This is a genomic window from Segatella copri, assembly GCF_015074785.1.
GTDB lineage: Bacteria > Bacteroidota > Bacteroidia > Bacteroidales > Bacteroidaceae > Prevotella.
The window spans coordinates 3,213,926-3,240,048 of sequence record NZ_CP042464.1 but is presented as its reverse complement, the minus strand read 5'-3'; the positions used below and the strand labels follow the sequence as shown (position 1 = coordinate 3,240,048).

General features: G+C 45.8%; 15 protein-coding genes. 7 read left to right on the top strand and 8 right to left on the bottom strand.

Going from position 1 to position 26,123, the window contains the following annotated elements; genetic code table 11:
• Positions 1 to 14: 14 nt before the first annotated feature.
• The gene (locus tag FO447_RS13320) at positions 15 to 2,369 is read right to left on the bottom strand and encodes a beta-glucosidase (protein WP_200758595.1); all 2,355 of its coding nucleotides are present in this window, start codon (positions 2,367 to 2,369) and stop codon (positions 15 to 17) included.
• A 413-nt stretch (positions 2,370 to 2,782) separates the two neighbouring features.
• Between FO447_RS13320 and rhuM the strand changes: the two genes are divergently transcribed.
• Positions 2,783 to 3,784, top strand: coding sequence for a virulence protein RhuM/Fic/DOC family protein (rhuM, locus tag FO447_RS13315; protein ID WP_144154584.1), 1,002 nt, complete (start codon positions 2,783 to 2,785; stop codon positions 3,782 to 3,784).
• A 260-nt stretch (positions 3,785 to 4,044) separates the two neighbouring features.
• Here the strand turns inward: rhuM and trmB are convergent, their stop codons facing one another.
• From trmB to FO447_RS13280, 7 genes are all read right to left on the bottom strand, one after another.
• Positions 4,045 to 4,815, bottom strand: a complete 771-nt coding sequence (gene trmB, locus FO447_RS13310; RefSeq protein WP_022121261.1) for a tRNA (guanosine(46)-N7)-methyltransferase TrmB — start codon at positions 4,813 to 4,815, stop codon at positions 4,045 to 4,047.
• Positions 4,816 to 4,911: 96 nt separating this feature from the next.
• Positions 4,912 to 5,622 (bottom strand): ABC transporter ATP-binding protein, encoded by a 711-nt coding sequence (locus tag FO447_RS13305; RefSeq protein ID WP_153112300.1) that lies wholly within the window; start codon positions 5,620 to 5,622, stop codon positions 4,912 to 4,914.
• 36 nt (positions 5,623 to 5,658) lie between these two features.
• On the bottom strand, positions 5,659 to 7,059 hold the full coding sequence (locus FO447_RS13300; protein ID WP_200756758.1) for a DUF5687 family protein: 1,401 nt from the start codon (positions 7,057 to 7,059) through the stop codon (positions 5,659 to 5,661).
• Between the two features lie 262 nt (positions 7,060 to 7,321).
• Entirely contained in the window at positions 7,322 to 8,284 is a 963-nt protein-coding gene (locus tag FO447_RS13295) for a glycoside hydrolase family 43 protein (RefSeq protein ID WP_200756756.1), read from the bottom strand.
• 9 nt (positions 8,285 to 8,293) lie between these two features.
• Complete coding sequence (locus FO447_RS13290) at positions 8,294 to 9,418, bottom strand: endo-1,4-beta-xylanase (RefSeq protein WP_234699009.1); 1,125 nt, start codon at positions 9,416 to 9,418, stop codon at positions 8,294 to 8,296.
• A gap of 37 nt (positions 9,419 to 9,455) precedes the next feature.
• Positions 9,456 to 10,889: an MFS transporter gene (locus FO447_RS13285; protein ID WP_200756754.1), complete on the bottom strand. Its 1,434-nt coding sequence runs from the start codon at positions 10,887 to 10,889 to the stop codon at positions 9,456 to 9,458.
• Positions 10,890 to 10,954: 65 nt separating this feature from the next.
• Positions 10,955 to 12,157 (bottom strand): SGNH/GDSL hydrolase family protein, encoded by a 1,203-nt coding sequence (locus tag FO447_RS13280; RefSeq protein WP_200756753.1) that lies wholly within the window; start codon positions 12,155 to 12,157, stop codon positions 10,955 to 10,957.
• 251 nt (positions 12,158 to 12,408) lie between these two features.
• On the opposite strand from FO447_RS13280, the gene FO447_RS13275 reads away from it, so the two are divergent.
• The 6 genes from FO447_RS13275 to FO447_RS13250 all read left to right on the top strand — a co-directional run bounded on the left by FO447_RS13275 (position 12,409) and on the right by FO447_RS13250 (position 26,002).
• Positions 12,409 to 16,329: a hybrid sensor histidine kinase/response regulator transcription factor gene (locus FO447_RS13275; protein WP_200756751.1), complete on the top strand. Its 3,921-nt coding sequence runs from the start codon at positions 12,409 to 12,411 to the stop codon at positions 16,327 to 16,329.
• 83 nt (positions 16,330 to 16,412) lie between these two features.
• On the top strand, positions 16,413 to 18,419 hold the full coding sequence (locus FO447_RS13270; protein ID WP_200756749.1) for an alpha-glucuronidase: 2,007 nt from the start codon (positions 16,413 to 16,415) through the stop codon (positions 18,417 to 18,419).
• A complete protein-coding gene (locus FO447_RS13265) occupies positions 18,412 to 20,058 on the top strand; it encodes a DUF5597 domain-containing protein (protein WP_200756747.1) in 1,647 nt (548 codons plus the stop codon). The genes FO447_RS13270 and FO447_RS13265 overlap by 8 nt, the downstream gene beginning before the upstream one ends.
• 256 nt (positions 20,059 to 20,314) lie before the next feature.
• Positions 20,315 to 23,398 carry a SusC/RagA family TonB-linked outer membrane protein gene (locus FO447_RS13260; RefSeq protein ID WP_437182722.1) on the top strand — a complete coding sequence of 1,028 codons (3,084 nt, stop codon included), beginning with the start codon at positions 20,315 to 20,317 and terminating at the stop codon, positions 23,396 to 23,398.
• 12 nt (positions 23,399 to 23,410) lie between these two features.
• Complete coding sequence (locus tag FO447_RS13255; RefSeq protein ID WP_118063382.1) at positions 23,411 to 25,402, top strand: RagB/SusD family nutrient uptake outer membrane protein; 1,992 nt, start codon at positions 23,411 to 23,413, stop codon at positions 25,400 to 25,402.
• Between the two features lie 444 nt (positions 25,403 to 25,846).
• Positions 25,847 to 26,002, top strand: coding sequence for a hypothetical protein (locus tag FO447_RS13250; RefSeq protein ID WP_200756743.1), 156 nt, complete (start codon positions 25,847 to 25,849; stop codon positions 26,000 to 26,002).
• Positions 26,003 to 26,123 lie beyond the last annotated feature (121 nt).

The window sequence follows — 26,123 nt, the reverse complement described above, 5'->3', positions numbered from 1 at the left end:
GCACAAACCACGAATTATTTATTCTGCTTCAGATAGTTCAACTGAACATTAGGAGCGCAGGCATTGCTTGTCTTCTCGGTGTATTCTGCCACCTTCAATGTAGCAGTACCCTTGATGTTCTCTACGTCACTACCTACCTTAAAGAGATAGTTACCTGCATCTACCTTCCACTGACTGTTGGCCTCATCGAAGCTGGCAAGATCACGCTTCTCGAGGGTCATCTTCAAAGTCTGGCTCTCACCTGGATTCAGCAACTTGGTCTTGCCGAAGGTCTTGAGTTCCTTGGCTGGCTTCTCGTAAGCGCCCTTAGGAGCGGTAACATAAACCTCAGCAACTTCCTTGCCGGCAACCTTACCGGTATTCTTGATAGTTACGCTAACCTCGATATTGTTGCCTTTAGCCTTGACTGATGGCTTGCCAAACTCGAAGGTAGTATAGCTCAAGCCATAACCGAAAGGATAAGCCACATTCTTCTTGAAGGTATCAAAGTAGCGATAACCTACGTAGATATCCTCCTCGTGGTTGCTATAATCGTAACCCTTGATATTACCCTTGCTCCAATCCAGCAGATTCTTGTAGGTATACATATCGTAATCCTTGGCAAAGTTGGCTGTAGAAGGATGATCGGTAGCAGCGATAGGCCAGGTCATGGTCAACTTACCCGATGGATTCACCTTACCAGTCAGGATATCAGCTACAGAGTTGCCGCCCTCGATACCTGGCTGCCAAGCTACGAGAATAGCATCCACACGGTCTCTCCAGCTGGCAGTCTCCATCACAGAACCAGAGTTGATGATGACAATCACCTTCTTACCCTTGGCATGAAAAGCATCAGATACACGGAAAATCATATCCTGCTCTATCTGACTGAGGTTGAACTCACCATTGATCTGGCGATCCATTCCCTCACCTGCCTGACGACCGATGGTGATGATAGCAGCGTCTGCCTTTGGCTCCTCGCCAGCTACACAACGCTCAGTAATCTCGATTTCATCGAGCTTTGGCTGACCCTGATCCAGGAACCACATCATCGGATTCTTGTCTGCCTTCAACTTAGCCTTGGCATACTTCACATAATTCTGATAGATTTCCGTAAGCTGAGGAGTAGTTGCCACGCCGATATTCTTCAAACCGGTAACCATATCTACAGAATAGCCTACATTAACTGCTCCACTGCCAAGGCCACCCGACATGAAGTCGTAAGAGTTGACACCGAAGAGCGCCACGGTCTTCAAGCCCTGGATAGGAAGAGCGGCATCATTCTTCAGGAGCACCATACCCTCGGTAGAACTCTGACGGGTGATGGCAGCATGAGCCTTCAAGTCTGGCTCACCACTATATTTATATCCCTTGAATCGAGGAGTCTTCACGATATATTCGAGCATACGGCGAACATTGCGGTCCACATCCTTGATATCCAGCTTGCCATTCTTTACTGCATCAACAATATCCTGCACCTGAGCTGGATAACCTGGCATCATCAGGTCGTTGCCAGCCTCTACTTCCTGTTCCAGCGGAAGGTCGGCACGCTTACCAATCCAGTCGGTCTCCACGATTCCCTTATATCCCCAGTCGTTGCGGAGAATATCGGTCAAGAGTCCCTTGTTGCCCTGGGCATAAACACCGTTAATCTTATTATAGGCAGACATGATAGTCCAAGGATTGCTCTTGCGAACCATCATCTCGAAACCCTTCAGGTACAGCTCACGGAGAGCACGCTGGCTCAATCGCTCATCCACCTTGGTACGGTCAGTTTCCTGAGAGTTCACGGCAAAGTGCTTGGCACTTACACCCACGCCCTGACTCTGCACACCCTGTACAAAGGCGGTTCCGATAAGACCCGTTACGATTGGATCTTCAGAATAATACTCAAAGTTACGGCCGCAGAGCGGATTGCGATGCAGGTTCATACCCGGTCCGAGCACAACATCACAGCCATACTCCAGGGTTTCGTTACCGATAGCCTCACCCACCTTGCGTACCAGGTCAGTGTTCCAGGTAGAAGCCAGACAGGTTCCGATAGGGAAACCGGTAGCAAAGTAGCTACGGCTGTCACCTTGGCGATGAGCATCGATATGAACACCGGCAGGACCATCACACTGAACGGTAGTAGGAATGCCGAGACGAGGGATGGCTACAGTAGTACCCGCAGCACCCGGCACGAACTTCTTCTGATGTCCGAGCATAGCGCCACTGCCCACGAATCCATCGTTACCACCGCCCACCAGCATCTGGGCTTTTTCTTCCAAGGTCATCGCCTTGATTACTTCGTCGATGTTGTTGGCATTCAATTTTGGTGCAGATTGCGCCATCATTGTTGTTGCCATCGCTCCAGCCGCAACGGTAAGAGCCAATTTCTTGTAGTTCATCATTTTGTCGTTTATCTAGTTAGTTATTACTTTTCTGTTCTTTTAGTCGTTTCGTCAGTTCCATGCAGTCCCTGAGAATACTGCATTTCTTCAAAAACTTGCTGCAAATATAATAAAATAAGGTGGAAACGCCAAGCATTTCCACCTTTTTTTCTTGAATTCAACAAGATTATTCCCGGATTTAACAAAAGGTATAGGAAGAACATAACATACTATACATATCCTTAACCTAAGACTAGTCCTGATATTTAATCTGGAAGTAATCAAAAACAAAACATTCCTTCCATTTCAATCTTTCGCAAATTTCATCAAAAAGAAGAAAAAATACTCGAAAACCTTGTAGGAATCAGATAATTATCGTATCTTTGCCGAATTATCCAAAAGTTGGGTACTAGTGTAAGGACATTTAAATAATGAAAGGTATGGAGCAGAGAAATTCTTCCATCGAAATCTATCGTTCCCCAGAGGGCAACATAGAGCTGAATGTAAAATTAGAGAATGATACCGTTTGGCTTACACAAAGCCAAATGGCAGAATTGTTTGCTGTTGACAGAACATCTGTTACACGACACATTCGCAACATTTACAAGAGTCAAGAACTAGACGAAAAGTCAACTTGTGCAAAAAATGCACAGGTTCGTTTTGAGGGTAAGAGACAAATCATTCGTGATATTCCTTATTATAATCTTGACATGATTATTTCGGTAGGGTACAGAGTGAATAGCAAGAATGCGACCTCTTTCCGCCGTTGGGCAACCTCTATCTTGAAGCAATACATTATCAAGGGTTATGCCATCAACCAGAAACGCCTAGACAATTACAACGAACTGAAAGAAGTGGTTCGTTTGATGTCACGTGCGATTACATTGCAAGATCAAGTATCCGAGGGCGAATATAACGGACTGTTCAATGTCATCAGCGACTATGTTTATGCCCTGGATACTCTCGACAAATATGATTATCAGACATTACTCATAGACAAGACGACTCAAGCCGAGCCGTTCCATGCCACCTACGAAAATGCAATGGAAGCCATCAATGCTTTGAAAGAAAAGTTTGGAGGCAGTAAATGGTTTGCCAATGAGAAGGATGATTCATTCAAGAGCAGCATAGGTCAGATTTACCAAACCTTCGGTGGTGAAGAACTCTACGCTTCGGTAGAAGAAAAAGCAGCCATGCTGCTCTACCTTGTCGTAAAAAACCATTCATTCAGCGATGGCAACAAGAGAATTGCGGCCATGCTTTTTCTTTGGTTTATGGAGAAAAATGGCATTCTGTATGCAGAAAATGGACATAAGAGAATTGCCGACAACACACTAGTTGCCCTGACTCTGATGATTGCAGAAAGCAGAACTGAGGAAAAAGATGTAATGGTAAAAGTAGTCGTCAACTTGATTAACAAAGACAATCAATAAGAATTTCCATTAAAAAGCCGCACAACAGCTGTTCTACGCATGCACAACAGCTGAAAGACAAGCGCACAACAGCTGATGTGCGACCGCATATCAACTGTTGTGCGCTTCGAGATACTTACTGTTCCAACAACTTCTATTGTATCTCCGAACAACTTCAGTTACTTCTTTCAGATACTTATGACGCATTCTTCAAACGCCAATAACACTTGAGGAAAGGCATTCAAAGCATTGCGGAAGCTTATTCAAATCATTGTAGAAATCTACTTCGCTGTATCCTTTGAGCTTCGCTTATCACGGCGATAACTGCGATAATCATCCAGCGGAATCTCAATATCAGGTTCCACCAACTCGCCCTCACGTGGCAAGGCGAACTTCTGATACTTGATGTTCAAGCCACGCTCTATCCACATACTCTCATAATAGGTCTGGATAGAGAGAATCTTACGGGTTTCCTCGTCGATACCCTCCTGATGATAGAGGTCCTCTGTGCGGAAGAGCACAGGCAGATGGTTGCCATCCACCATATAAGTAGTATAGGTGAAGAGGAAGTTGGAGTCCGTCTTCAGATGGATGATGCCACCATCCACGAGGAAGTGGCGATAACGGTTCATGAAGTATGTAGATGTAAGACGCTTGCGAGGATTCTTCATCTGCGGGTCAGAGAAGGTGAGCCAGATTTCCTGCACCTCATCCTCGGCAAAGAAGCGGTCGATAATTTCGATGTTGGTACGGAGGAAAGCCACGTTCTTCTGTCCTTCCTCTATCGCCTTCTTGGCACCGGTCCACATACGTGCGCCCTTGATATCCACACCGATGAAGTTCATTTCAGGATAGAGCTTGGCAAGTTCCACGGTATATTCACCCTTGCCGCATCCCAACTCCAGCACGATAGGGTTATCATTGTGGAAATACATCTCACGCCACTTGCCCTTCATATCGAAAGGCACGTCATCTACAACACTATATGGATACTGGAACACGTTCTCGAAACGCTCCATATCCGCAAACTTTGCTAATTTTCCTTTGCTCATTGATTCTTTTTTTCTTCGTTTGGGTACAAAGGTAAGCATTTAACGATAATTATACAAATCATATCATGGAATTTGTATAATATTAACGGAAAAAGTTTATTCCGCCTGAATACCGAAGTACTCGTTGAGTTCAGCGATGGCAGCACCATCGGCATTAGGAAGATCCTTCACCAGCTTGCCTTTCTCCAGCAGAAGGATGCGGGTGGAGATGTCGGCAACGAAGTTGAGGTTATGGCTGGAGATGATGACCGTGGTGCCCTGCTCCTTGCAGATGCGCTGAATCATGTGGGCGATAGTCATCTGAGAAGATGGGTCGAGATAGTTGAACGGCTCATCCAGGAGAAGAACCTTCGGATTAATAATCATCGCTCCGATGATACCAATCTTCTGTCGGTTGCCCTGAGAGAAATCGCGGAGATACTTCTTGGTTCCCATGATTTCATCGTGCATAAAGCCCTCAAACTGAGCCAATCGCTCCTGCAGGGTTTCATCGTCAATGTGATAAACATCAGCGATGAAATCGAAATATTCCTCAGGGGTGAGGAAGTCGATGAGGAATCTGCCGTCGATGTAACTGCCGGTATATTCCTTCCAGGTCTCACTCTCGTTCACCTTCTGTCCATTGCTTTCCACGAAACCATCATCAGCCTGAATCAGGTCGAGAATCAGACGGAGCAAGGTGGTCTTGCCCGCACCATTATTACCTACGAGTCCTATCAGCTCGCCCTTTGCAACACCCAGATTATCAATATCGAGTACGGTATTGCCATTATATATTTTTTTGAGATTCTGAATCTTAATATCCATTATTCTAATGTTTAATGTGTAGTGTTTAATGTTTACTTAGCTTTCCATGAACTTCTCCATACGCTTATACTTGTTCTTCTCGAAGATGGCAGCTATCTTGGCGATGAACCATTTGTGGATGGCGATGCTGATGACTGCCAGCGTTACGCAGGTGATAAACCATGCCGTCTCACCGAAGAAATAATAGACAGCACAGACACCAGCCAGCGGGAAGAGAAAGGCGATGGCATAAAGATTAATCTTCAGATTCGCTCCCTGCATGCTGAACATGGAAGTCTGGAATATCTCCAGACGGGAAGAGAAGAGTGCCGTAGGCAGATTGAAGAGATTGATGAATACTGCCAGACAGAAACCGCTGATAAGCACCTGGATTCCGATTCCTGCCTGCAGGAAAAGGAACGGAAGGGTGAGCAACAAAGCGACAGCACTCACCACCATATAATAATAAAAGCAATTCTGCAGCATCTGTTTAACCTTGACAGGCTTGGTCATCAAACCATGGAAGAAGTTTGCCTCGATGCCAAAGGTCCACTGCGACAACACCACCGATGGCAGCAGGATGGCACCAGCCACATAGAGGGTAGTCATAGCCACCTTGTCCCCCGTTTCCTGTCCCGCTTCTGCCGGGAGCAAGGCAAAGAGATAGGCATCGAAAAGGAAGATAGCAGTAATCATAATCACCATCGTACGGACACGTTTTGCTCTCAATGTGCCGATATATTGCAGACTGAAGAGGTTGATATGGCTGAAACCACGGAACCTGGAAACCTTCTGTTTCTGCTCGTTATAAATCTTTTCGTGATAGAGATAGACGGTAAGTCCGGCGAATACCGCTCCGGCAAGGAAGAAGAGACCTATCCATCCCATCCATACCGGGAAGAAGGAAGCCACAAACATATACCCTATCAGCACGGCAAACATTCCCATCCATCCCAATATCAAAGGCCATTTCAGAATCCACTCCGTAGCCTTGCGGTAACAGGTGATATAGATGCCGTTGATATAAGAAAACGCCAGAAACAGAAAGAAGCTGGCAATAACCTGACCTACAGACAGGAAATAGATAAACACCGGAAGCGTAAGCACCGGAAGCACATAGTTCCAGAAATTCACGAGATTGGTGGTGAGCAGGAACTTGTTCCAGATCTTCTCTGGCACAGGGCGCGACTTCACGTAATCATCCATTGCCGTAATATCCCGCTTCATCACCATCTTCATGATGATGTCTGGAATCAGCATACCGACAACGATACCGGCTCCCAACAGGGCAGGCATGTCTTCGCCCCCAAGTTCTCCCCCATTCTCGGTGAAGCTGAGAAAGAAGCTCACGCCCATCACCACATACAGGAAGATGATGTAGCACGCCACGAAGGCATCTCTCTTATGGAAGTTACGGCGCTGCTGCAACCACCAAAGCCTTAAAAGTAATCTCAACATAAATTATTCTTTTATGATTTACGGGCACAAAGGTAAATAAAAATATCCGAAATCTCCTACAAAATGATAGAAATAACTTAAAAATAACATTAGATGAAAAGCAAAAGAAAACAGAAAGAGAAGAAAAGAAAGAAAAGGCATATATGTAAAAACGGCATCTCCTCACGAAGATGCCGTATCTTCCAAACTAACATTAACTTATATATCAACTATTTATCAAAACTATTATAAACCTAAAAGTCAACTAAAACGTATAATACTCTTATTCTGGCTGAACCGGCAAGATGTTATCATCCTCGTCATAGAAGAGAGGAGCCACCTTTACGCTGCGAAGCCAGGTTGTATCATTAGATGGCACGCAGTCGTGATGGAAGAGATACCACTGTCCCTTGTACTCACAGATACTGTGATGGGTTGTCCAACCTACTACCGGTTCCAGGATGACGCCCTTGTAAGTGAACGGACCATAAGGATTATCACCTACAGCATAGCAGAGATAATGAGTATCACCGGTAGAGTAGCTGAAGTAATACTTGCCCTTATACTTATGCATCCAGCTGGCCTCGAAGAAGCGATGTGGATCATCAGCTGGCAATACATTACCCTCTTCGTCAACGATGACAACAGGCTTTGGCATTTCAGCAAACTGCTGCACATCATCCGTCATCATGGCTACACGAGATGGTAACGGATTCTCCTTGTCCTCTGGAAGATGCTCATCCTTCAGTGCCTTGTTGTCCTTGTACCACTGAAGCTGACCGCCCCAGATACCACCGAAGTAGCAGTAAATCTTGCCATCATCATCCTTGAACACGCAAGGGTCGATGCTGTATGACTTGCGGATTGGGTCGGCATTCGGAATGAAAGGACCTTCTGGCTTATCAGCCACAGCCACGCCGAGATGGAACACGCCATTATAATCCTTGGCAGAGAAGATGAGATAGTACTTGCCATCCTTCTCTACAACATCGTTGTCCCACATCTGCTTCTCAGCCCATGGCACATCCTTCACATCGAGAATCACACCATGATCGGTTACCTCACCTTCCATCACATCGTCCATAGAGAGAACATGATAGTCTTTCATCTGGAAGTGACCGCCATCATCGTCGAAGCTTTCGCCGCTATCCCAGTCATGAGATGGGTAAACATACAGGCGACCGTTAAACACATTGGCAGATGGGTCTGCCATATAATCCTTTGGGAACAAATATCTTGCTTTCATTGTTGTTTATTATTTAAAGAGTTTTACGATTTCCTTCACCACTGGCTTCACATTGTTGTTGCGGTCGATGAGCAGTGGATAGTTGGTTCTGCCAGGGATAGGCCAGCCATTCAACCAAGAGTGACCATCGTTGACACCCCAGAAGGTAACACGACTGATAACATCCTTATGGCGCTCTACAATCTTAAAGAGGTCAAGATAACGCTGATTGAAGAGTTTCTGCGCCTTCTTGTCAAGTCCCTTCACGTATGGATTGTACTTTTTCTGAAGTTCAAACTTCTGGCTGATTTCCGCTCCGCCGAATCCTTCCGGATTAGGAAGCATGTTCATATCCAACTCCGTCAGCATCACCTTCACGCCTTCACCAGCAAAAGCCTCGATGCTCTTCTCATACTCAGCATAGTCAGGATAATCAAAACCATTGTGGCTCTGCATACCTACTGCATCGATGCGGAGACCTTTCGCCTTCAAATCGCGAACCAGTTTGCAGATAGCCTCTCGCTTGGCTGGCTTCGAAGTAGAATAATCATTGTAGTAGAGTTCTACGTTAGGGTCAGCCTCATGAGCAAAGCGGAAAGCCAGTTCGATGAACTCCGGACCGATAATCTTATAATACAAAGACTTGCGGTAAGAGCCATCATCCTCGAATGCCTCGTTCACTACGTCCCATCCCTTTACTCTACCTTTATAATGAGTAACCACATTCATAATGTGGTTATACATTCTGCCAATGAGCACTTCACGGCTTACCAGATTACCCTTAGCATCGGTAAACATCCACTTAGGTGGCTGAGAATGCCAAACCAGACAATGCCCTATCAAGGTCTTGCCGTTCTTCTCTGCCCAGTCAGCGAGTTTATCGCCATCAGTGAAATCAAAGCGATTCACCTCCGGATGATTCTTCTCACCCTTCATACAGTTTTCGGCAACTACCTGGTTAAACTGTTTCTTCACTACTTCCTCACCTGCAGGGTCTTGTCCATTAGGCAAATCGGTATTAACGGCAGCACCTACCAGGAAGTACTTACCCATAGTTTCCTGGAATGTTGGGATTTGAGCTGCTGAGTTCGCTTTTTGAGCGAAAGCTGTTGAAGCAAGCATCAGCCCCAGTGCCAGAGTTGTGATCTTTTTCATATCTTATATCTATTTTTCTCGTTAATAATTATAGTCTCTAGTTTTCTTCCTTGTGTCGGGCCTCAATCTTCTTGTTGATGTCGTCGATAACCTCATCGGTCAACTCATATTTAGAGATGATGAACATCGCCAAGCCCAACAAGATGGCAGGAATCACACATACCAGCCAGCGGATACCCTCCTGTCCCAGAGGAGTCTGCTGCTCCAAATCGTTCATGAAGTAAGCACCGGCAGCATTACCTACCGACATCATGGCAAAGGCTGTAATGAAGAAGAGTGCCACGATACGGAGAGGACGGTTGTGGAAAAATTCTGTCCACAGGTCGCTCACCTTTACATTCTTGGTTTCCTTCTCATCCATTACCACACGTTCCTTGGTTTGGGTAAAGCAGAATACCAGAAGGGCGAAACCTACCAGGGCAAAAATCAGCATGGCAACAAACCAAGCATTACTGTCGGTAGGAAGAGAGTTGCTCTCCTGAGCAGCTGCTGCCTGATAACCGGTCCATGCAAGAACTGCACCAGGAATAACGCCACCCAGAGCCATACCTGCCTTATAGAAGATACCGGTCAGGGCATTGACGATACCGGCAATACGCTTGCCGCTGGTATATTCTGCAAAAGAGATAACCTCCGGAATCAGAGCCCACATATATCCTGTAGCTACGATTACACCTGTTGATTTGATGAACTGAGCGATATAAACCAGCGTGATATGATCCTTTACAGGTCCCATCTTGCTGATGATATAAAGCATCACCATACCCACGATAGCCACAGTAAGGAAGATATAGAACATATTCTTCTTGCCCACCTTTTTCTTGATGGCAGGAACCAGTGGCATAAAGATGAAAGATGGCAAAGAGCCCAAGCCCATGAAGAGCGCCATTTCGATAGGAAGATCCTTGGCTGCAGCGAGCATCGCTACCAGGATTGGAACACCTGCCGATACACAGAGTCCACCCACATTTGCCATGAACATACGTACAGAGGTAAGAATGGTTATTTCGTCTGTATCGCGAGTCAGCGAAGAGTTCAAGGCTCCGTAAGGCACATTGATCAATGTATAAAGCATAGACAAGCCTACATATGTTACATAGGCATAGATAAGTTTGATGGTTTCTGTCTGTCCTTCCATACCATTCCAAAAACAGAGGATGGCAAGTACGGTGAGTGGCAAACCCGCCAGGACGAGATATGAACGATACTTACCCCAACGTGGATTATGCTTATCTACATAAGTTCCCACCAATGGGTCCCAGAGTACATCGACCAAGCGAACCACCAAGAACATGGTGGCAGCAACACCAGGATTAAGTCCATAGATGTCGGTGTAGAAGAACAACAGATACATGCAGATGGTCTGGTAGATGAGGTTTTGCGCCAAGTCGCCAGATCCGAATCCGATGCGTTGTAGCCAATTCAGTTTGTAGAATCCCTTAGATTCCTGTGTTACAGATGTCTGTTCCATATTTTATTCTGTCATTAAATTTACACCTTATTATATATATAACATAAAAGATGCATATAATATATTTACTTCAATTTCTCTGCGGCAAACTTGCCCATTGCCTCATATCCCTTCGGATTGAGATGCAGCCAGTCGTCAGAATACTCAGCCTTCAGACGCTGAGGGTCTTTCGGATCGCGAGTCAGCTCATCGAAATCGATGACCTCGTCGAAGGCACCACTTTTTCTGATCCATTCGTTCACGGTCTGTCGCATCGCCTCATGCCAGTAAGAATACCAGCCGTTTCCCTTGGTTGGGGTGATGGTTCCGCCATACACCTTGATTCCCTTTGCCTTGGCTTTCGCTATCAGCACCTTGTAGCAGGCAATCAGGGTATCTGTTACATGCTCATAATTTTCGCCGCAGCAACCGATATCGTTGGTTCCCTCGAAGATGATGAGTTTATCTACACCAGCCTGTCCCAGGATATCACGGTCGAAACGTTTCATGGCTGGTTCGCTCAATCCACCTTGCACCACGCAGTTGCCACCGATTCCGAGATTCAATACGCCGTATGGCTTCTCTGCATTCAGAGCATCCGAGAGGAAATCGGTCCAGCGGTTCTGATGGTTAGTAGTACTTCCACGGCCATCGGTAATAGAGTTTCCGAGGATAGCTACCACAGGGGTAGCCTTATCGGTCTTCACATCAATGGCGGAAAGATTGTACCAGTGGTCCACCTCCTCGCCATCATCAAAACTCTTATCCATCGGTTTAGGAGTACGATGCAAACCGTTTACTATATAAGATGTGGTACGTGAACCACGATGGGATGTTGCATTCACTGGAGTCTGCTTGCCATAGTCGATGGTAATCGTAAGGCGCTGTCCACTCTTCAAGGCATATTTCAAATCATCTGAGAAGATAGCCTTGCCTGGAGCGATGGTTACATTCTTCTTGCCATTGAATTTAAGATACTTCACCGTCTTACCATTCACAAACCAGTTGCTGTCCTTATCGGTATCTGCAATATACACCGATTTGATTTCTACCGGCTCCTTACTCTGCTCGTTGCTGAGCTTCACTCTGAGTTCCTCTCCGCCAAAAGATACATGAACTATCTGCCGGCAAGAACGGTTGCTCAAGCTTTCCTTAGGCATATCTCCTTTACCAGTCCATTCCACTGCAGTAGCCCAAGATCCTTTCCATACCTTCTGAGCAAAAGCTACAGAACCTGACGTAGCCAATACGAGCGCCAGCGATAAGATTTTGATTGCTTGTCTATTCATTGTTATTATGATGCTTTTAATGTTTCTATTGTTGTTGACGATGCAAATTTACTAATAAGTAATGAAATAACAGGCATTTAATAGTTACCATTACTTTTCTATTTGTTTCATACTTGCAAAAAGAGCGCAAAAAGATAAAGAAACAAAAAGAAATGAAACATTTTGTTGCATTAGAATTTGTTTCTTTCATTGTTTTTTGTTACTTTTGCAGCCGTAACAACCTATTTTAAACAAGCAACAAACTGAAACTTATGAAATATACGAAACATTGCCTCACGGCATTTATGGCTATCATCATTTCGCTCATGGTATGGGCAGACAGTGGTGAACTTTTCATATCGGGCAAACTGTCAAGTTCGCTCATCAACTGCATGGTGCAGGATAAATACGGATATATCTGGGTGGGAACCGAATACGGACTCAGCAAGTTTGACGGCTACCGCTTTACCAACTATCTGCACAACGAAGAAGACACAACCTCCATTACCGACAACATTATCTCCGACCTGCTGGTAGATAAGAAAGGTAATCTGTGGATAGGTTGTGCCAAGGGACTGATGCGCTATAATTATGAGACGAACGATTTCGCCCGTCTCCAGTTTCCTGATGGCAGAAAGCCACGTATCTATTCTATGGTAGAAAGTCACAATGGCGATATCCTGCTGGGTACAGCAGGATATGGTCTCTATTCTGTAAAAGACAGAAATACCCGGAAAGGAACCGATCATCTTTTCGCTATCAGACAGGAAAGGCAATACGCTGAGCGCGATTCTGATGTATTCTTTACTCATATCTATGAAGATAAGCATCATTATCTCTGGCAGAGTAGCCACCTTTCTATCTTTACCCGTTTCATCAAGAAACAAGGCAAGGTGCAGCGCAAAGACTTCAAATCGCCATGCGGAGCACCTGTGGCTTTCATCCAGCATCGTCCGCAGGCCATGCTCATCGTCTGCATGTATGGCATCGTCTATTATGATTACCGGACAGGCCGCATCGCTGATGCCGGCTACGACTTTGGCGGTTATCAGAATAATGTAACCATCAACAATGCTACCTTCGACCACGAAGGCAACCTTTATATCAGTACCTCTGAACATGGTGTTCTCATGATCAGAAAGGGAAGCAACAGGGTAGAACAGTTGGAGAACAGCAACAGCAGTTTCAATCTGGCTACCGCCTTCGTCAACGATATCATCGAAGATAAGGACAACAATCTCTGGATAGGCTGTTACAAGAAAGGTCTGTATCTGATTAACCAGCGCCAGCAGGCTTTCAACAGCTGGAGCTTTTCGGCACAGAACTACATCATCGGAAGCAGCGTTTCATCTATTGCACAAGGCGAGAATGGTGAAACATGGTGTACGGTACAGAACAGTGGTGTGTTCTGTTTTGACGCTTCAGGCAAGATTATCGCCCATCCCCAGTCACCTGCCGGTACCTGCATCATCTATAAAGACCGACGTGGCGATTACTGGATCAGCAATGGCAGCGCACTCTACAGCTACAACCCTCATACAGGTACATACCAGCAGAAACTCACCTTTACCAGCGCCGGCATCTACTGTATGACCGACGATGCACAGGGCAACCTCTACATTTCTGTATACAGCAAAGGCCTATATATATATAATGTGGAAAGCGGCAAGGTTACCGTTCTGAATATGCAGCAAAGAGGCGATAAAGGATTTCTCTGCAACGACTGGGTGCGAAGCATGGCGCTCGACCATACAGGCCATTTATGGATAGGAACCTCTAATGGAGTTTCCTGTCTCAATACCCGAACACTCAGTTTCAAGGATTTCGGATGGCACAATATTCTGAAAGACAGACAGGCAAATGGTATCTGCGAAGGAAAGAACGGCGATATTATCATCGGTACGGAAGAAGGACTCTATCTGTTTGACAGAAAGAGCAACAAGACGAAGAACTTCCCTCATGCAGAAGCGTTGAAAGGCAAGCAGGTCTGCAGCATCATCAAAGACAGGAAGGGTGACTTGTGGGTAAGTACAACCATGGGCATCTGGCAGTATGAACAGAAGGACAGACAGTTTATCGGGCACATCAACGGCAACGGACTTACTACCCGTGAGTACGTGCTGGGCTCTTCCATGCATACCGCCAGCGACCTTATCGCCTTCGGAACCAGTGATGGTATCACAACCTTCTATCCTGACGTTGTCAGAGCCAAGAAGATGGAACTGGGAGATGTACATCTCACCAACTTCATCATCGACGGAAAGCCAATCAACTGTATGGTCAAAGACTTCAGCATTCCTTACTCCCAGAATTCATTCACTCTGGAGTTCTCGCTGCTCAACTACAGGAACACCGACAATATCAGTTTCCAATACCGCATCAACGACGGCAAATGGAACAGCACCAATGAGGGAGCCAATGCCGTAGCATTCAACAAGTTGAAACCGGGCGACTATACGCTGGAGGTGAGAGCTACCAGCAATGGCAGATATTCCAAGAATCCTACCATCATCAACATCAAGGTATGCGACCCTTGGTATGCATCACCCGAGGCATATCTCCTCTATATCCTGATCATAGTAAGCGTCATCCTGTATGTCATCTACACATACGAGCGCCGCCGCAAGGCAGACCTGGAAGAGACCAAGATGCAGTTCCTCATCAATGCTACCCACGATATCCGCTCGCCGCTGACATTAATCATGGGGCCGCTCAACAAGCTGAAAACAAGATTAACAGATGCCGAAAGCAAACAGGATATCGATACCATCGACCGCAATGCCCAGCGCCTCCTGCTTCTGGTAAACCAGATACTTGATGAGCGAAAGATAGACAAGAACCAGATGCATCTCCATTGCCAGGAGACTCCGCTCAAGGATTTCCTGCATGGCATCGTATCGCTCTACCGCTTCAATGCACAGGAGCGCAACATCACCCTTTCGCTCAAAGAAGACGAAAGCCTCAGCAGCGATAAAGACAAGCTGAAGGTTTGGATAGACCGCATCAACTTCGACAAGGTTATCTCCAACCTGCTCTCCAATGCCATGAAGTATACCTTTGATGGCGGCGAGATTACTGTTATCATAGGCAAAGACGAAAAGAATGCCATCATCAGGGTAGAAGATACAGGCATCGGACTGAAAGAAGAGAAGACCGACCGCCTCTTCGAACGTTTCTATCAGGGAAACAACAGCAGCGGTCTCCATATCGAAGGAACCGGTATCGGGCTCAACCTCTGTAAGGCATTTGTAGAAATGCACGGAGGCAAAATCAAGGCCTACAACCGTACCGACGGCATCAAGGGTTCCTGCTTCGAAGTAAGCATTCCGCTGGGCAACAGCCATCTGCAGCCAGGCGAGATACTGGAAGAAGAAGACAAGAAGGAGCAGGAGATTACCAAAAAGAAAGTACAGGCTAACCGCAACTTCAATATCCTGATAGTTGACGATGACAGCGAGATTGCCCAATACATCAAGACAGAACTGAGCGACTGGTACCGCTTTGAGCATGCCTGCAACGGCAAGGAAGGTTTGAAGATGCTGCTCACCGGCAAGTACGACCTCGTGATAAGCGATGTGATGATGCCGGAGATGGATGGAATCACCATGCTCAAGAACATCAAGAGTAACAGCAACATCAGCGATATTCCAGTCATCCTGCTCACCTCGAAGAGCGAGGTGGAACAGCGGTTGGAGGGACTTCGCAGAGGAGCCGATGCTTTCCTGGCAAAGCCTTTCGACATGGAAGAGCTGCATATCCTTATCGACAACCTGGTGGATAATGTGCGACGTATCCGCGGCAAATACAGCGGAGCACAGGGTCAGAAGGCGAAAATTGAGCAGATTCAGGTAAAGGGCAACAACGATGCCCTGATGGAACGCGTGATGAAATATATCAACGCCCACCTTGCCGATCCCGACCTCAATGTAGAGAAACTTACCGAGGAGGTAGGCATCAGCCGCGCACAGCTCCACCGTAAGCTGAAGGAGATTGCTGGTGTTTCTGCCGGAGAATTTATCCGTAACCTCCGACTGGAACAGGCGGCACGACTCATCGAAGAGGGGCAGATTAATATCACGCAGGTAGCCTACTCTGTAGGTTTCAACAACCAGACCCACTTCTCTACCGTGTTCAAAAAACACTATGGCATGTCGCCTAGCGAGTATGCTGAAACAAAGAGAAATGAGAAATAAACAACAAATAGAAGAGAATAAGGTATTTTTTCGTATCTTTGCAGCAGAAACAATAATAATACAAACTAACGATCTGGAAAGATATGAAGAAATACCTCATTTTATTATTTACGGTACTTACATCACTCCATGTTTCTGCACAGAGTGATGGTTCACAGTTATGGCTCGGAAAGCAGTATGCTAACTCATGCCAAGTCATCTCACAGTTGCCTGATGATGCAACAGCCAAGATTGCCAAGCAGGAGTTAGAAAACAACTGGCGTGGCAAGAATGTTGAGCTCAAGATAGACAAGAGTCTCAACCTGGGCGAGGGCTATAACATCTACGCCCGTCCTGCACAGCAAGGCGACAACATTCAGTACGAAGCAACTATCACCGCCAGCAATCCTATCGGTTTGCTCTATGGTGCCTACGAGTTAATTCGACTTCAGAACACTGATGCCTACAACACAGGTAGCGGTAATCAGCAGAACTTCAGCAAAGCTATTGATGAGACCGAGAAGCCACAAGTGGGTCTCCGCATCCTCAACCATTGGGATAATCTCGATGGCAGCATCGAACGTGGCTATGCCGGAAAGAGCATCTTCAAATGGGAAGAAATCAAACTCGGCAAAAACGGTAAGGGCGGCAGCATCAGTAAGAGTCTGCACGACCGTCTTATCACCTACGCCCGTGCCAACGCCTCTTTGGGCATCAACGGCAGCGTACTCAACAATGTAAACGCATCGCCAAAGATGATGACGGCTGAATATATTAATAAGGTGAAAGTCATCGCCAACATTCTGCGTCCTTATGGCATCCGGGTATACCTCAGCATCAACTTCGCTTCGCCTATGGCATTGGGCTATACCAAGACTGCCGACCCACTGGATAAGAAGGTTCAGCAGTGGTGGAAGAAGAAGGCAAAGGAGATATATGCTACCATCCCAGACTTTGGCGGTTTCCTCGTAAAAGCCAATTCTGAAGGACAGCCTGGTCCTGGCGATTACCACCGCACACATGCCGATGGAGCCAACATGCTTGCCGACGCCGTCAAACCATACGGAGGCATCATCATGTGGCGAAGCTTTGTATATGGTGCTAACCATAAGGGAGAAGACCGTGTAAAGCAAGCTGTCAGCGAATTCAAAGGTATGGATGGAAAGTTCCGTGACAATGTAATCCTACAGTCAAAGAATGGTCCGCTCGACTTCCAGCCACGTGAACCATACGCTCCAATCTTCGACAACATCAAACAGACTCCTCAGATAGCAGAACTTCAGATTACCCAGGAATATCTTGGTCAGTCTAAGCACCTCACCTATCTCGCTCCTATGTGGAAGGAATTCTTTGGCTTTGTTAATCCAGACAGACTGGTTGGAATCTCAGGTGTAGCCAATATCGGTGATGATGCCAACTGGTGCGGTCATCCGTTCTCTCAGGCTAACTGGTATGCTTTCGGCAGATTGGCATGGAATCCTTCACTTACAGCTGAAGAGATTGCTCATGAATGGCTCGTACAGACCTACGAAAACCAGGACGAGAAGTTCACCAAACCTGTAGAGATGATGATGATGACCTCACGTGAAGCTTGTGTCAACTATATGATGCCTTTGGGCTTACATCATATCTTCAAGTTCGACCACCACTACGGTCCGGAGCCAGATGGTTTCATCGCAAGTTATCCTTTGGAATGGTGTCCGGTTTATTATCACAAGGCAGATGCTCAGGGTGTAGGTTTCGACCGCTCATCCAAAGGTACAGATGCCGTTGGTCAGTACCCAGAACCATATCGCAGTCTGTATGATAACATCAAGACCTGTCCTGAAGAATATCTTCTCTGGTTCCACCATGTGCCTTGGACTTACAAGATGAAATCAGGCAGCACCCTCTGGCAGGAACTCTGCATGAAGTACAACATGGGTGTAGCGATGGTAGAAGTTTACCGCGATTTCTGGCATACCTCAGCCAAGCAGTATATGAAGGGGCATGAGCAGGAATGGCAACATACAGACTCTCTGCTCAATGTACAGTTGGAGAATGCAAAGGAATGGCGCAATACCTGTCTCAAGTATTTTCAAACCTTTTCAAAAATGAAGATCTATGAATAAGATTGTATTATCTTTTCTTGCATTATTATGCTGCATCAACATACAAGCTGGAGTGAAACTGCAGAAGCAAGGCTCTGCAACCCAGCTTGTTGTCAATGACAAGCCGATGCTTCTCCTGGCTGGTGAGTTGAGCAACTCAGCCGCAACGAGTCCTGCCGACATCAGGAAAGCATTGAAACAGATGAAGAATAGCGGAGTCAACTCCGTCTTCGTTCCTGCATATTGGGAATTTGTAGAACCTAATGAGGGCAAATATGATTTTGCACTTGTAGACAGCATCATTACAACAGCCCGTAAGCATGACTTGAAGATTGTCTTCCTATGGTTCGGTGCCTGGAAGAACTCCATGAGCTGCTATGCTCCACTATGGGTAAAGGAAAACACCAAGCGTTTCCCTCGTTCACTCACAGAGAACAGCAAGCCATTAGAGATATGCACAGCCTTCAGCGATAACCTGCTTCAAGCAGACAAGCGAGCATTCTGCGAACTGATGAAGCACATTAAAGCAGTTGACAGTCAGGAGAATACCGTTATCATGATGCAGGTAGAAAACGAAATCGGCATGCTAGAATCTGCCCGCGACCACTCTCCTCTTGCTGAAAAAGCTTACAGACAACCCGTTCCTGCTCCATTGCTCAAGGCACTCAAGCTCAAGAAGAAAGGTACATGGGCAGAAGTTTTCGGAACAGGCCGTTATGCTGACGAGAAATTCCAAGCATATTATTATGCCAAGTATGTAGAGCAGCTAGCCTCAGCAGGCAAAGCCATCTACAATATTCCGATGTATGTAAATGCTGCAATGAACAGCCGTGGCAGAAAACCAGGCGAATATCCTTCTGCCGGACCACTTGCCCATCTGATTAATATCTGGAAATGCGGTGCACCAAGTATCGACATCTTTGCACCAGACATCTATGATACCGGTTACAAGGGATGGGTAGAGAAATACAAGCGTGCCGACAATCCTTTCTTCACTCCAGAAGTGAAGTGCGATATCAATAGCGGCGCAAAGGCTTACTATACCTTTGGTGAAACAGATGCTATCAGCTTCAGTCCGTTTGCTCTCGATGAAGCTAACTACAAGGTGAAGAACAGTCTCAGACGTTCATATAAGGTTATCGACCAACTCTCTCCTATCCTGCTCCAGCATCAGGGAAAGGGAAAAAACTGGGGATTACTCTTCGACCAGAAAGACAAAGAACGCATCATCGAAGATGGAGATATCACCATGACTTGCCGTCATTTCTTCACGCTACCATGGGATCCACGTGCTACAGATGGAAGCAAATGGCCTGAAGGCGGCGGATTGATTCTGAAACTCGCCAAGAACGAATACATCATAGCAGGTAATGGAATTGTCGTAGTCTTCCAAAGCAAGACTGAAAAAGCGCAAGCTGAAGAAAAGAAACTCGGTGAGGACGGATTTGCTGACAACGGTGGAACCGAAACAAAGAAACAAACCGCTACTTTCAAAGGCAAGCGTATCGGTATCGGATATGTTGACCAGGTTCTAGTAGACGAAAACGGCAAATTACAGTTTATCCGCCGTGACAACGGCGACCAGGACCACCAGGGACGCCATGCCCGCATCTCATGTGACGATAATAAAATTCTCCACATCAAGCTGTACGAATACTAAAATGTCTATATATAATAAAGTATAAAGGGGATTTGCGGCTGCAAATCCCCTTTTTTTTACCTAAACATGTCTGTTTTATTGTACATGAAACATTTTAAAACACGCAAGATACAAATTTTAACTGCACTTTACGAAAAACGACATATCTTTGCAGCCATAAACCAATTAACAAAATAGTAAGTAAAAAACATTTTATATACCTATAAGCTGTTAAACTATGAAGTTATATTTTAAACAAACAACAATCTTAATGGGTATGTGTTCCGCACTTGGAATGTATGCTCCAGAGGTACAAGCTAGCAATGGAGAAGCAAATTCTCTAATAGCAACTTCAGTACAACAAACAAAAAAGGTTACAGGTAATATCAGCGACTCTATGGGTCCGCTGATTGGTGCAACAATCAAAGAGAAAGGAACAGGTAACGGTGTAGTAACCGACCTGGATGGTAATTTCTCTATTAATGTAAAGCCTGGTGCTACGCTCGTGATTTCTTATGTTGGTTACAACACCAAGGAAATTGTAGTAGGCAATCAGACAAACATTAAGGTTTCAATGGAGGAAGAAGGTCATAGCCTCAACGATGTTGTCGTTATCGGTTATGGTACCCAACGTAAGGAAGCTGTAACAGGATCAGTAGCTAACGTTACTGGTTCATTGGTACGTGAGGTTCCTGGTGCAGACATCACCAACGCCCTCCAGGGACGTATCGCAGGTGTACAGATGGCTCAGACTTCATCTAAGCCTGGCGCATCCATGCAGATTCGTATCCGTGGTACACGTTCCCTGACTGCCAGCAATGACCCATTGATCGTACTCGATGGTATTCCATTCGCAGGTAGTATCAGCGACATCGACCCTAACAACATCAAGAGCATGGACATCTTGAAGGATGCCTCTGCTACTGCAATCTACGGTTCTCGTGGTGCCAACGGTGTCATCATCATCACTACTTATAAAGGTTATCAGGAACAGCGCCCTACTGTAACTTATAATGGTTACATCGGTGCCAAGACTCTCTTCCATCGTTATCCGATGATGAACGCAGAACAGTTCACCAAACTCCGTCAGTATGCCAACAAGTTCCAGAACGGTCCTGATGAAAAATATTGGGGTGAAGATGGTGCTGTGGATATGGATTGGCAGGACGAATTGTTCAAGACGGGTATCACAACCAACCATGACATTGGAGTATCTGGCGGTTCTTCTAAAGGAAGCTATAACTTCGGACTCTCATACTATCGTGATGAAGCTGTTATCCCAACACAGAACTTCAACCGTTATGCCATGCACGCAGCCATCGATCAAGAAATCGGTAAATATGTGAAGATTGGTTTCAGCACCAACAGCAACTACAGTATCACCAATAATAGCGACCTAGGTCTCTACAATACATTGAGTGCAACTCCTATCGCTAACCCATATAATGAAGATGGTTCTTTAAAGACACGCATCCGCATGTCTAGTGATGACCAGTGGGTTTATACCAAGAATACCATCGAGAATCTTGGCGACAGCCACAAGGACCAGACAAAGGCATACGGTACTTACAACAACTTCTATGGTGAAGTAAAGATTCCTCATGTAGATGGATTGAAGTATCGCATCAACCTCGGTTTGAACTATCGTTCCAGCGAATATGGTAATTTCGTAGGCCAGGGGGTATTCTCAGACAAGGATAATGCAGACTCTCATGCCACTTCCCGCTACCAGCGCACAACCAACTGGGCTATCGAGAATATGCTGACATACGACAAGACATGGGGCAAGCATACTATCAATGCGGTAGCACTTTACTCAGCTGAGCAGACCAACTATCGCCAGACCTATATGTATGGACTCGACATTCCTAACGACAAGTTCCAGTTCTATAACATCGGTTATGCCAAGACAGTCACAGTAGATCCTGCAAACCAGGCTTATTACAAGAGTGGTCTTGAGTCTGTAATGGGTCGTGTGATGTACAACTACGACAACAAGTATATGGCAAGCGTAGCCTTCCGTTCAGATGGTTCTTCCCGTCTGGCAAAGGGACACCAGTGGCATACTTATCCTGCCGTATCTCTCGGTTGGAATATCTCTCGTGAAAACTTCATGAAGGATATTACTTGGCTGGAAAGCTTAAAACTCCGTGTGGGTTATGGTGAGACATCTAACCAGTCAGTAAACCCATATTCAACCCTCGGTGCATTAAGCACACGTGCCTACAACTTCGGTAGCGACCCTAATGGTTATGCGGTAGGTATGTACGTTTCTTCTCTTCCTAACTCAGAACTCGGCTGGGAATATTCCAAGACTTGGAACTATGGTATCGACTTCTCTCTCTTCGGTGGTCGTTTGAGCGGTACTGCAGAGTACTATGTTCAGAATACAGAAGACTTGCTGATGAGCGTTAACTTGCCATCAACATCCGGCGTAAGCAGCTATATGGCAAATGTAGGTAAGACCCGCAACAAGGGTTTCGAGCTTTCTCTGAACGGAACCATCATCGACAATAAGAATGGATGGACATGGGATGCCGGTGTAAATTTCTATACCAATAAGAATGAATTGGTAGAATTGGCTTCAGGAGCAACACGTGACGAAAGTAACTGGTGGTTCGTTGGCAAACCAATCAACGTCATCTACGACTATGAGAAGATTGGTATCTGGCAGACCGACGAGGAAGACATCCGCAAGGTTGCAGAACCTGGTGGTAACGCTGGTATGATCAAGATTAAGTACAATGGTGACTATAATGCAGATGGCACTCCAACCCGTCCATATGGTGAGGCTGACCGTCAGATCATGAAGGTAGACCCAGACTGGGAAGGTGGTTTCAATACCCGTGTAGCTTACAAGAACTGGGATCTCTCAGTAGTAGCTTCATACCGTCATGGTGGTACATTGATCAGCACCATCTACGGTTCACAGGGTTACCTGAACATGCTGACCGGTCGTCGTAACAACATTGATGTAAACTATTGGACAGAGGACAATCCTACAAATGATTATCCAAAGCCAGGTGGTATCGAAAGCAGTAACAACCCTAAGTATGGTAATTCACTGGGTTACTTCAGTGGTTCTTATCTCAAGATTCGTACCATCACATTGGGTTACAACTTCAATCAGCCATGGCTCAAGAAATGTGGTATCAGCAAGGCTCGCGTTTATGCAACCGTACAGAATCCATTCGTACTCTTCTCTCCATACCATGATGAATCAGGCATGGACCCAGAGACCAACTCATACGGTAACGAGAATCAGGCTGTAACCTCATTCTACAAGTCAAACTTGCTCGTAGTAGGTTTCAACACACCTTCTACCCGCAACTGGTTGCTCGGATTAAACATAACCTTCTAAAAATTGACAACAATGAAAATTCGCAGTTATATATTAGCAGCAGGACTTCTTGCATCTGGCCTTGCATTTACAGGTTGCTCTAGTGTGCTCGAAGAAACCGACCGTCAGGGATATACCCCTGAATATTTTAAGACAGAAAAAGGTGTACAGGCAGGTATCACATCACTCTATGCCAACCTTCGCTATTATTGGGGCAATGGTTATTGGCTCATAGCTACAGAGGAAGGCACCGATGAGTATACCTACGGACATGGTGGTAACGGAAACGATTACCCTATCGATATGACAGAGCAGATTCTGAATCCAAGCAACTGTCGAGCAGATGTTTTATGGAACGTAGCCTTCTCTGATATCAATACCGCAAGTGGTGTAATTGAGAATGGTTCTACTGCAGGCATTACTGAAAGTCTTTTGTCAGAAGCTCGCTTCTTCCGTGCATTCGACTACTTCGAGTTGGTTCAGACCTTCGGTGGTGTTCCATTGGATTTAGGTGCCGGTGAGTTGAAGTTCAACATCAATGCTACCCGTACTTCTACCCGTAACACAGTACCAGAAGTTTATACCAAGGCGGTATTTCCTGACTTGAAGATTGCCATCGAACAGCTTCCTGACGCAGGTCGTGTCACAGGTGGTGTCACCAAGACCGCAGCTCGTCTGGTACTGGCTAAGGCTTATCTGACATACGGATGGTGGTTGCAGAATCCAAACAACATTCCAACCTACCCTACCTGCGACCGCCAAGACCCAGATGGTCATGATGCAGCATGGTACTTCCAGCAGGCATACAATATTGCAGTAGAAGCCATCAACAATCCTGCTGGATTTGGTTTGCAGAAATCATTCTATATGGTTAACGTGGGTACAAACGACCGCAACAACGAGATTTTGCTCTATGCAGACCACAACGAGTCTAACAACTACTATGATGGTGGTACCAACTTCGACTGGGCAGGTGGTAATGCGCCTGGTAACTTCGCCCGTTGGATGTGCCGTTGGGACTATACCTTCCTGGAGACATCCAAGAATGCCACAACATGGGATGCATTCCGTTCTGTACAGCGTGAAGCTGTGCAGGGAAAGGACCGTCCTTGGAAGCAGATGGCTACTCCTATCGAGGTAATGACCAAGACCTTCGCTGAGAAGAAGATGGACTCTCGTTTCGACGGAACATTTGCTTATCAGTTCCGCAGCAACTGGGATAAGTCTGGTGCTATTTCAGGCACAGCATATAATGCCAACAACCTGCCTGTAAATGCACAGGACTCTATCCTTACCTTCATCGACGACAGTGAAGCTGCAGGCATCGTTTATCCACAGGAAGGTGTACAGAATGCAGCTGGTGATGGTAAAAAGGGAGCTGGCTACAGCAATGTAGGCGCAGGTGTGCTTCCTGGTCGTGCCGACTGGGTGATTGCAGCAAGTGGTATCAGTCGCTATGCATGGTTGAACAACTGGAAGAATGGTATCTACCGTTCAGACAATGGCAACGCATTGGGTAAGCCAAATGGTGACAGCCCACGTCCATACCCTGTATTGAAGTTCTCTGAACTCTACTTCATCGCTGCCGAGGCTGCAGTAAAGGGTGCAACAACAACTGGCAACTGGACCGCTCGCAATCTGATCAATGAGATTCGTGGTCGTGCCGGTGTCTGGACATACGACAACAACCGTCAGCGCGAGAAGGTGGCAGACTACAGTCAGCAGATGAAGGATGCTACACCTCAGAATATCACCATCGAGTATATTCTGGCAGAGCGTTCACGCGAGTTCTTCGGTGAAGGTTACCGTTGGTGGGATCTCGTCCGCACCCAAACATGGAAGCAGATTGCAGGAACCTATACCATCTGCGGTCTTACTGCAGGCGATCATACTCCTAAGACTTGGGAACGTGTGCTCATCACTCCAGAGAAGTATCTCCGTCCTATTCCACAGGGACAGATTGATGCGCTCCAGATGTCTGCTGAGGAAAAAGCAGCTTATCAGAACCCAAGCTATACAGAATAAGACAAGCTACAATGACAGAATACCATATTTTCGACAAACGTATTAGAATACAATAAATAGATGTCGAAATACACTTAATTAACAAAAGAAGGAGATATATTGTTTCATATTTCCTTCTTTTGTTTTTTTATTTATATATTATTCAGATATGAAACAAAAAGAAACACCGATGGCACGTTAGTTAACGGCACTTAACAGATAAAAGACTATCTTTGCAACAGAAAATCAATAAAAACAAAATTCGTATATAAACCAACGAACAAGTTTTAAACCAATTAAATCATAAAAACCAATTAATCATGAGACATGCAGGTAATGCTTTAAAGTACCTGTCTTTGCTGTTTATATTCGTTGCATTCCCATACCAGAATGCAGGTAACTTCACCTTGAAAGCCCCTAAAGTCAGATAATGAGGTAGAACACGAATACTGGCTCAAGGGTCAGGTGCCTAACCTCTTCGACAAGGACTACAAGTGCAAGTGGGCTTACAAGGGCTTCTGCGATGGTATCGCCGGCGAAGATCTCGGTCTGAAGTATGGTGGTGAAGAATACAAAGCTTTCTATGAGAAGAACAATGTTTCTTCTACCGTAGACAAGTAATTAAAGAGAAAATTCATGAAAATCTGTCGTAATCTCACTTTTTTATCGAGATTACGACAGATTTCTCGTTTAAAAGTTGTCGTAATCTCATATTTTTTGTAACTTTGCGACAGGTTTCACT

Excerpts from the sequence above, each read along its gene's own strand:
- FO447_RS13255 (WP_118063382.1), top strand. The coding sequence starts at position 23,411 with ATGAAAATTCGCAGTTATATATTAGCAGCAGGACTTCTTGCATCTGGC.
- FO447_RS13280 (WP_200756753.1), bottom strand. The coding sequence starts at position 12,157 with ATGAATAGACAAGCAATCAAAATCTTATCGCTGGCGCTCGTATTGGCT.
- FO447_RS13295 (WP_200756756.1), bottom strand. The coding sequence starts at position 8,284 with ATGAAAGCAAGATATTTGTTCCCAAAGGATTATATGGCAGACCCATCT.
- FO447_RS13290 (WP_234699009.1), bottom strand. The coding sequence starts at position 9,418 with ATGAAAAAGATCACAACTCTGGCACTGGGGCTGATGCTTGCTTCAACA.
- rhuM (WP_144154584.1), top strand. The coding sequence starts at position 2,783 with ATGAAAGGTATGGAGCAGAGAAATTCTTCCATCGAAATCTATCGTTCC.
- FO447_RS13305 (WP_153112300.1), bottom strand. The coding sequence starts at position 5,622 with ATGGATATTAAGATTCAGAATCTCAAAAAAATATATAATGGCAATACC.
- FO447_RS13285 (WP_200756754.1), bottom strand. The coding sequence starts at position 10,889 with ATGGAACAGACATCTGTAACACAGGAATCTAAGGGATTCTACAAACTG.
- FO447_RS13320 (WP_200758595.1), bottom strand. The coding sequence starts at position 2,369 with ATGAACTACAAGAAATTGGCTCTTACCGTTGCGGCTGGAGCGATGGCA.
- FO447_RS13275 (WP_200756751.1), top strand. The coding sequence starts at position 12,409 with ATGAAATATACGAAACATTGCCTCACGGCATTTATGGCTATCATCATT.
- FO447_RS13260 (WP_437182722.1), top strand. The coding sequence starts at position 20,315 with ATGTGTTCCGCACTTGGAATGTATGCTCCAGAGGTACAAGCTAGCAAT.
- FO447_RS13300 (WP_200756758.1), bottom strand. The coding sequence starts at position 7,059 with ATGTTGAGATTACTTTTAAGGCTTTGGTGGTTGCAGCAGCGCCGTAAC.
- trmB (WP_022121261.1), bottom strand. The coding sequence starts at position 4,815 with ATGAGCAAAGGAAAATTAGCAAAGTTTGCGGATATGGAGCGTTTCGAG.
- FO447_RS13265 (WP_200756747.1), top strand. The coding sequence starts at position 18,412 with ATGAATAAGATTGTATTATCTTTTCTTGCATTATTATGCTGCATCAAC.
- FO447_RS13270 (WP_200756749.1), top strand. The coding sequence starts at position 16,413 with ATGAAGAAATACCTCATTTTATTATTTACGGTACTTACATCACTCCAT.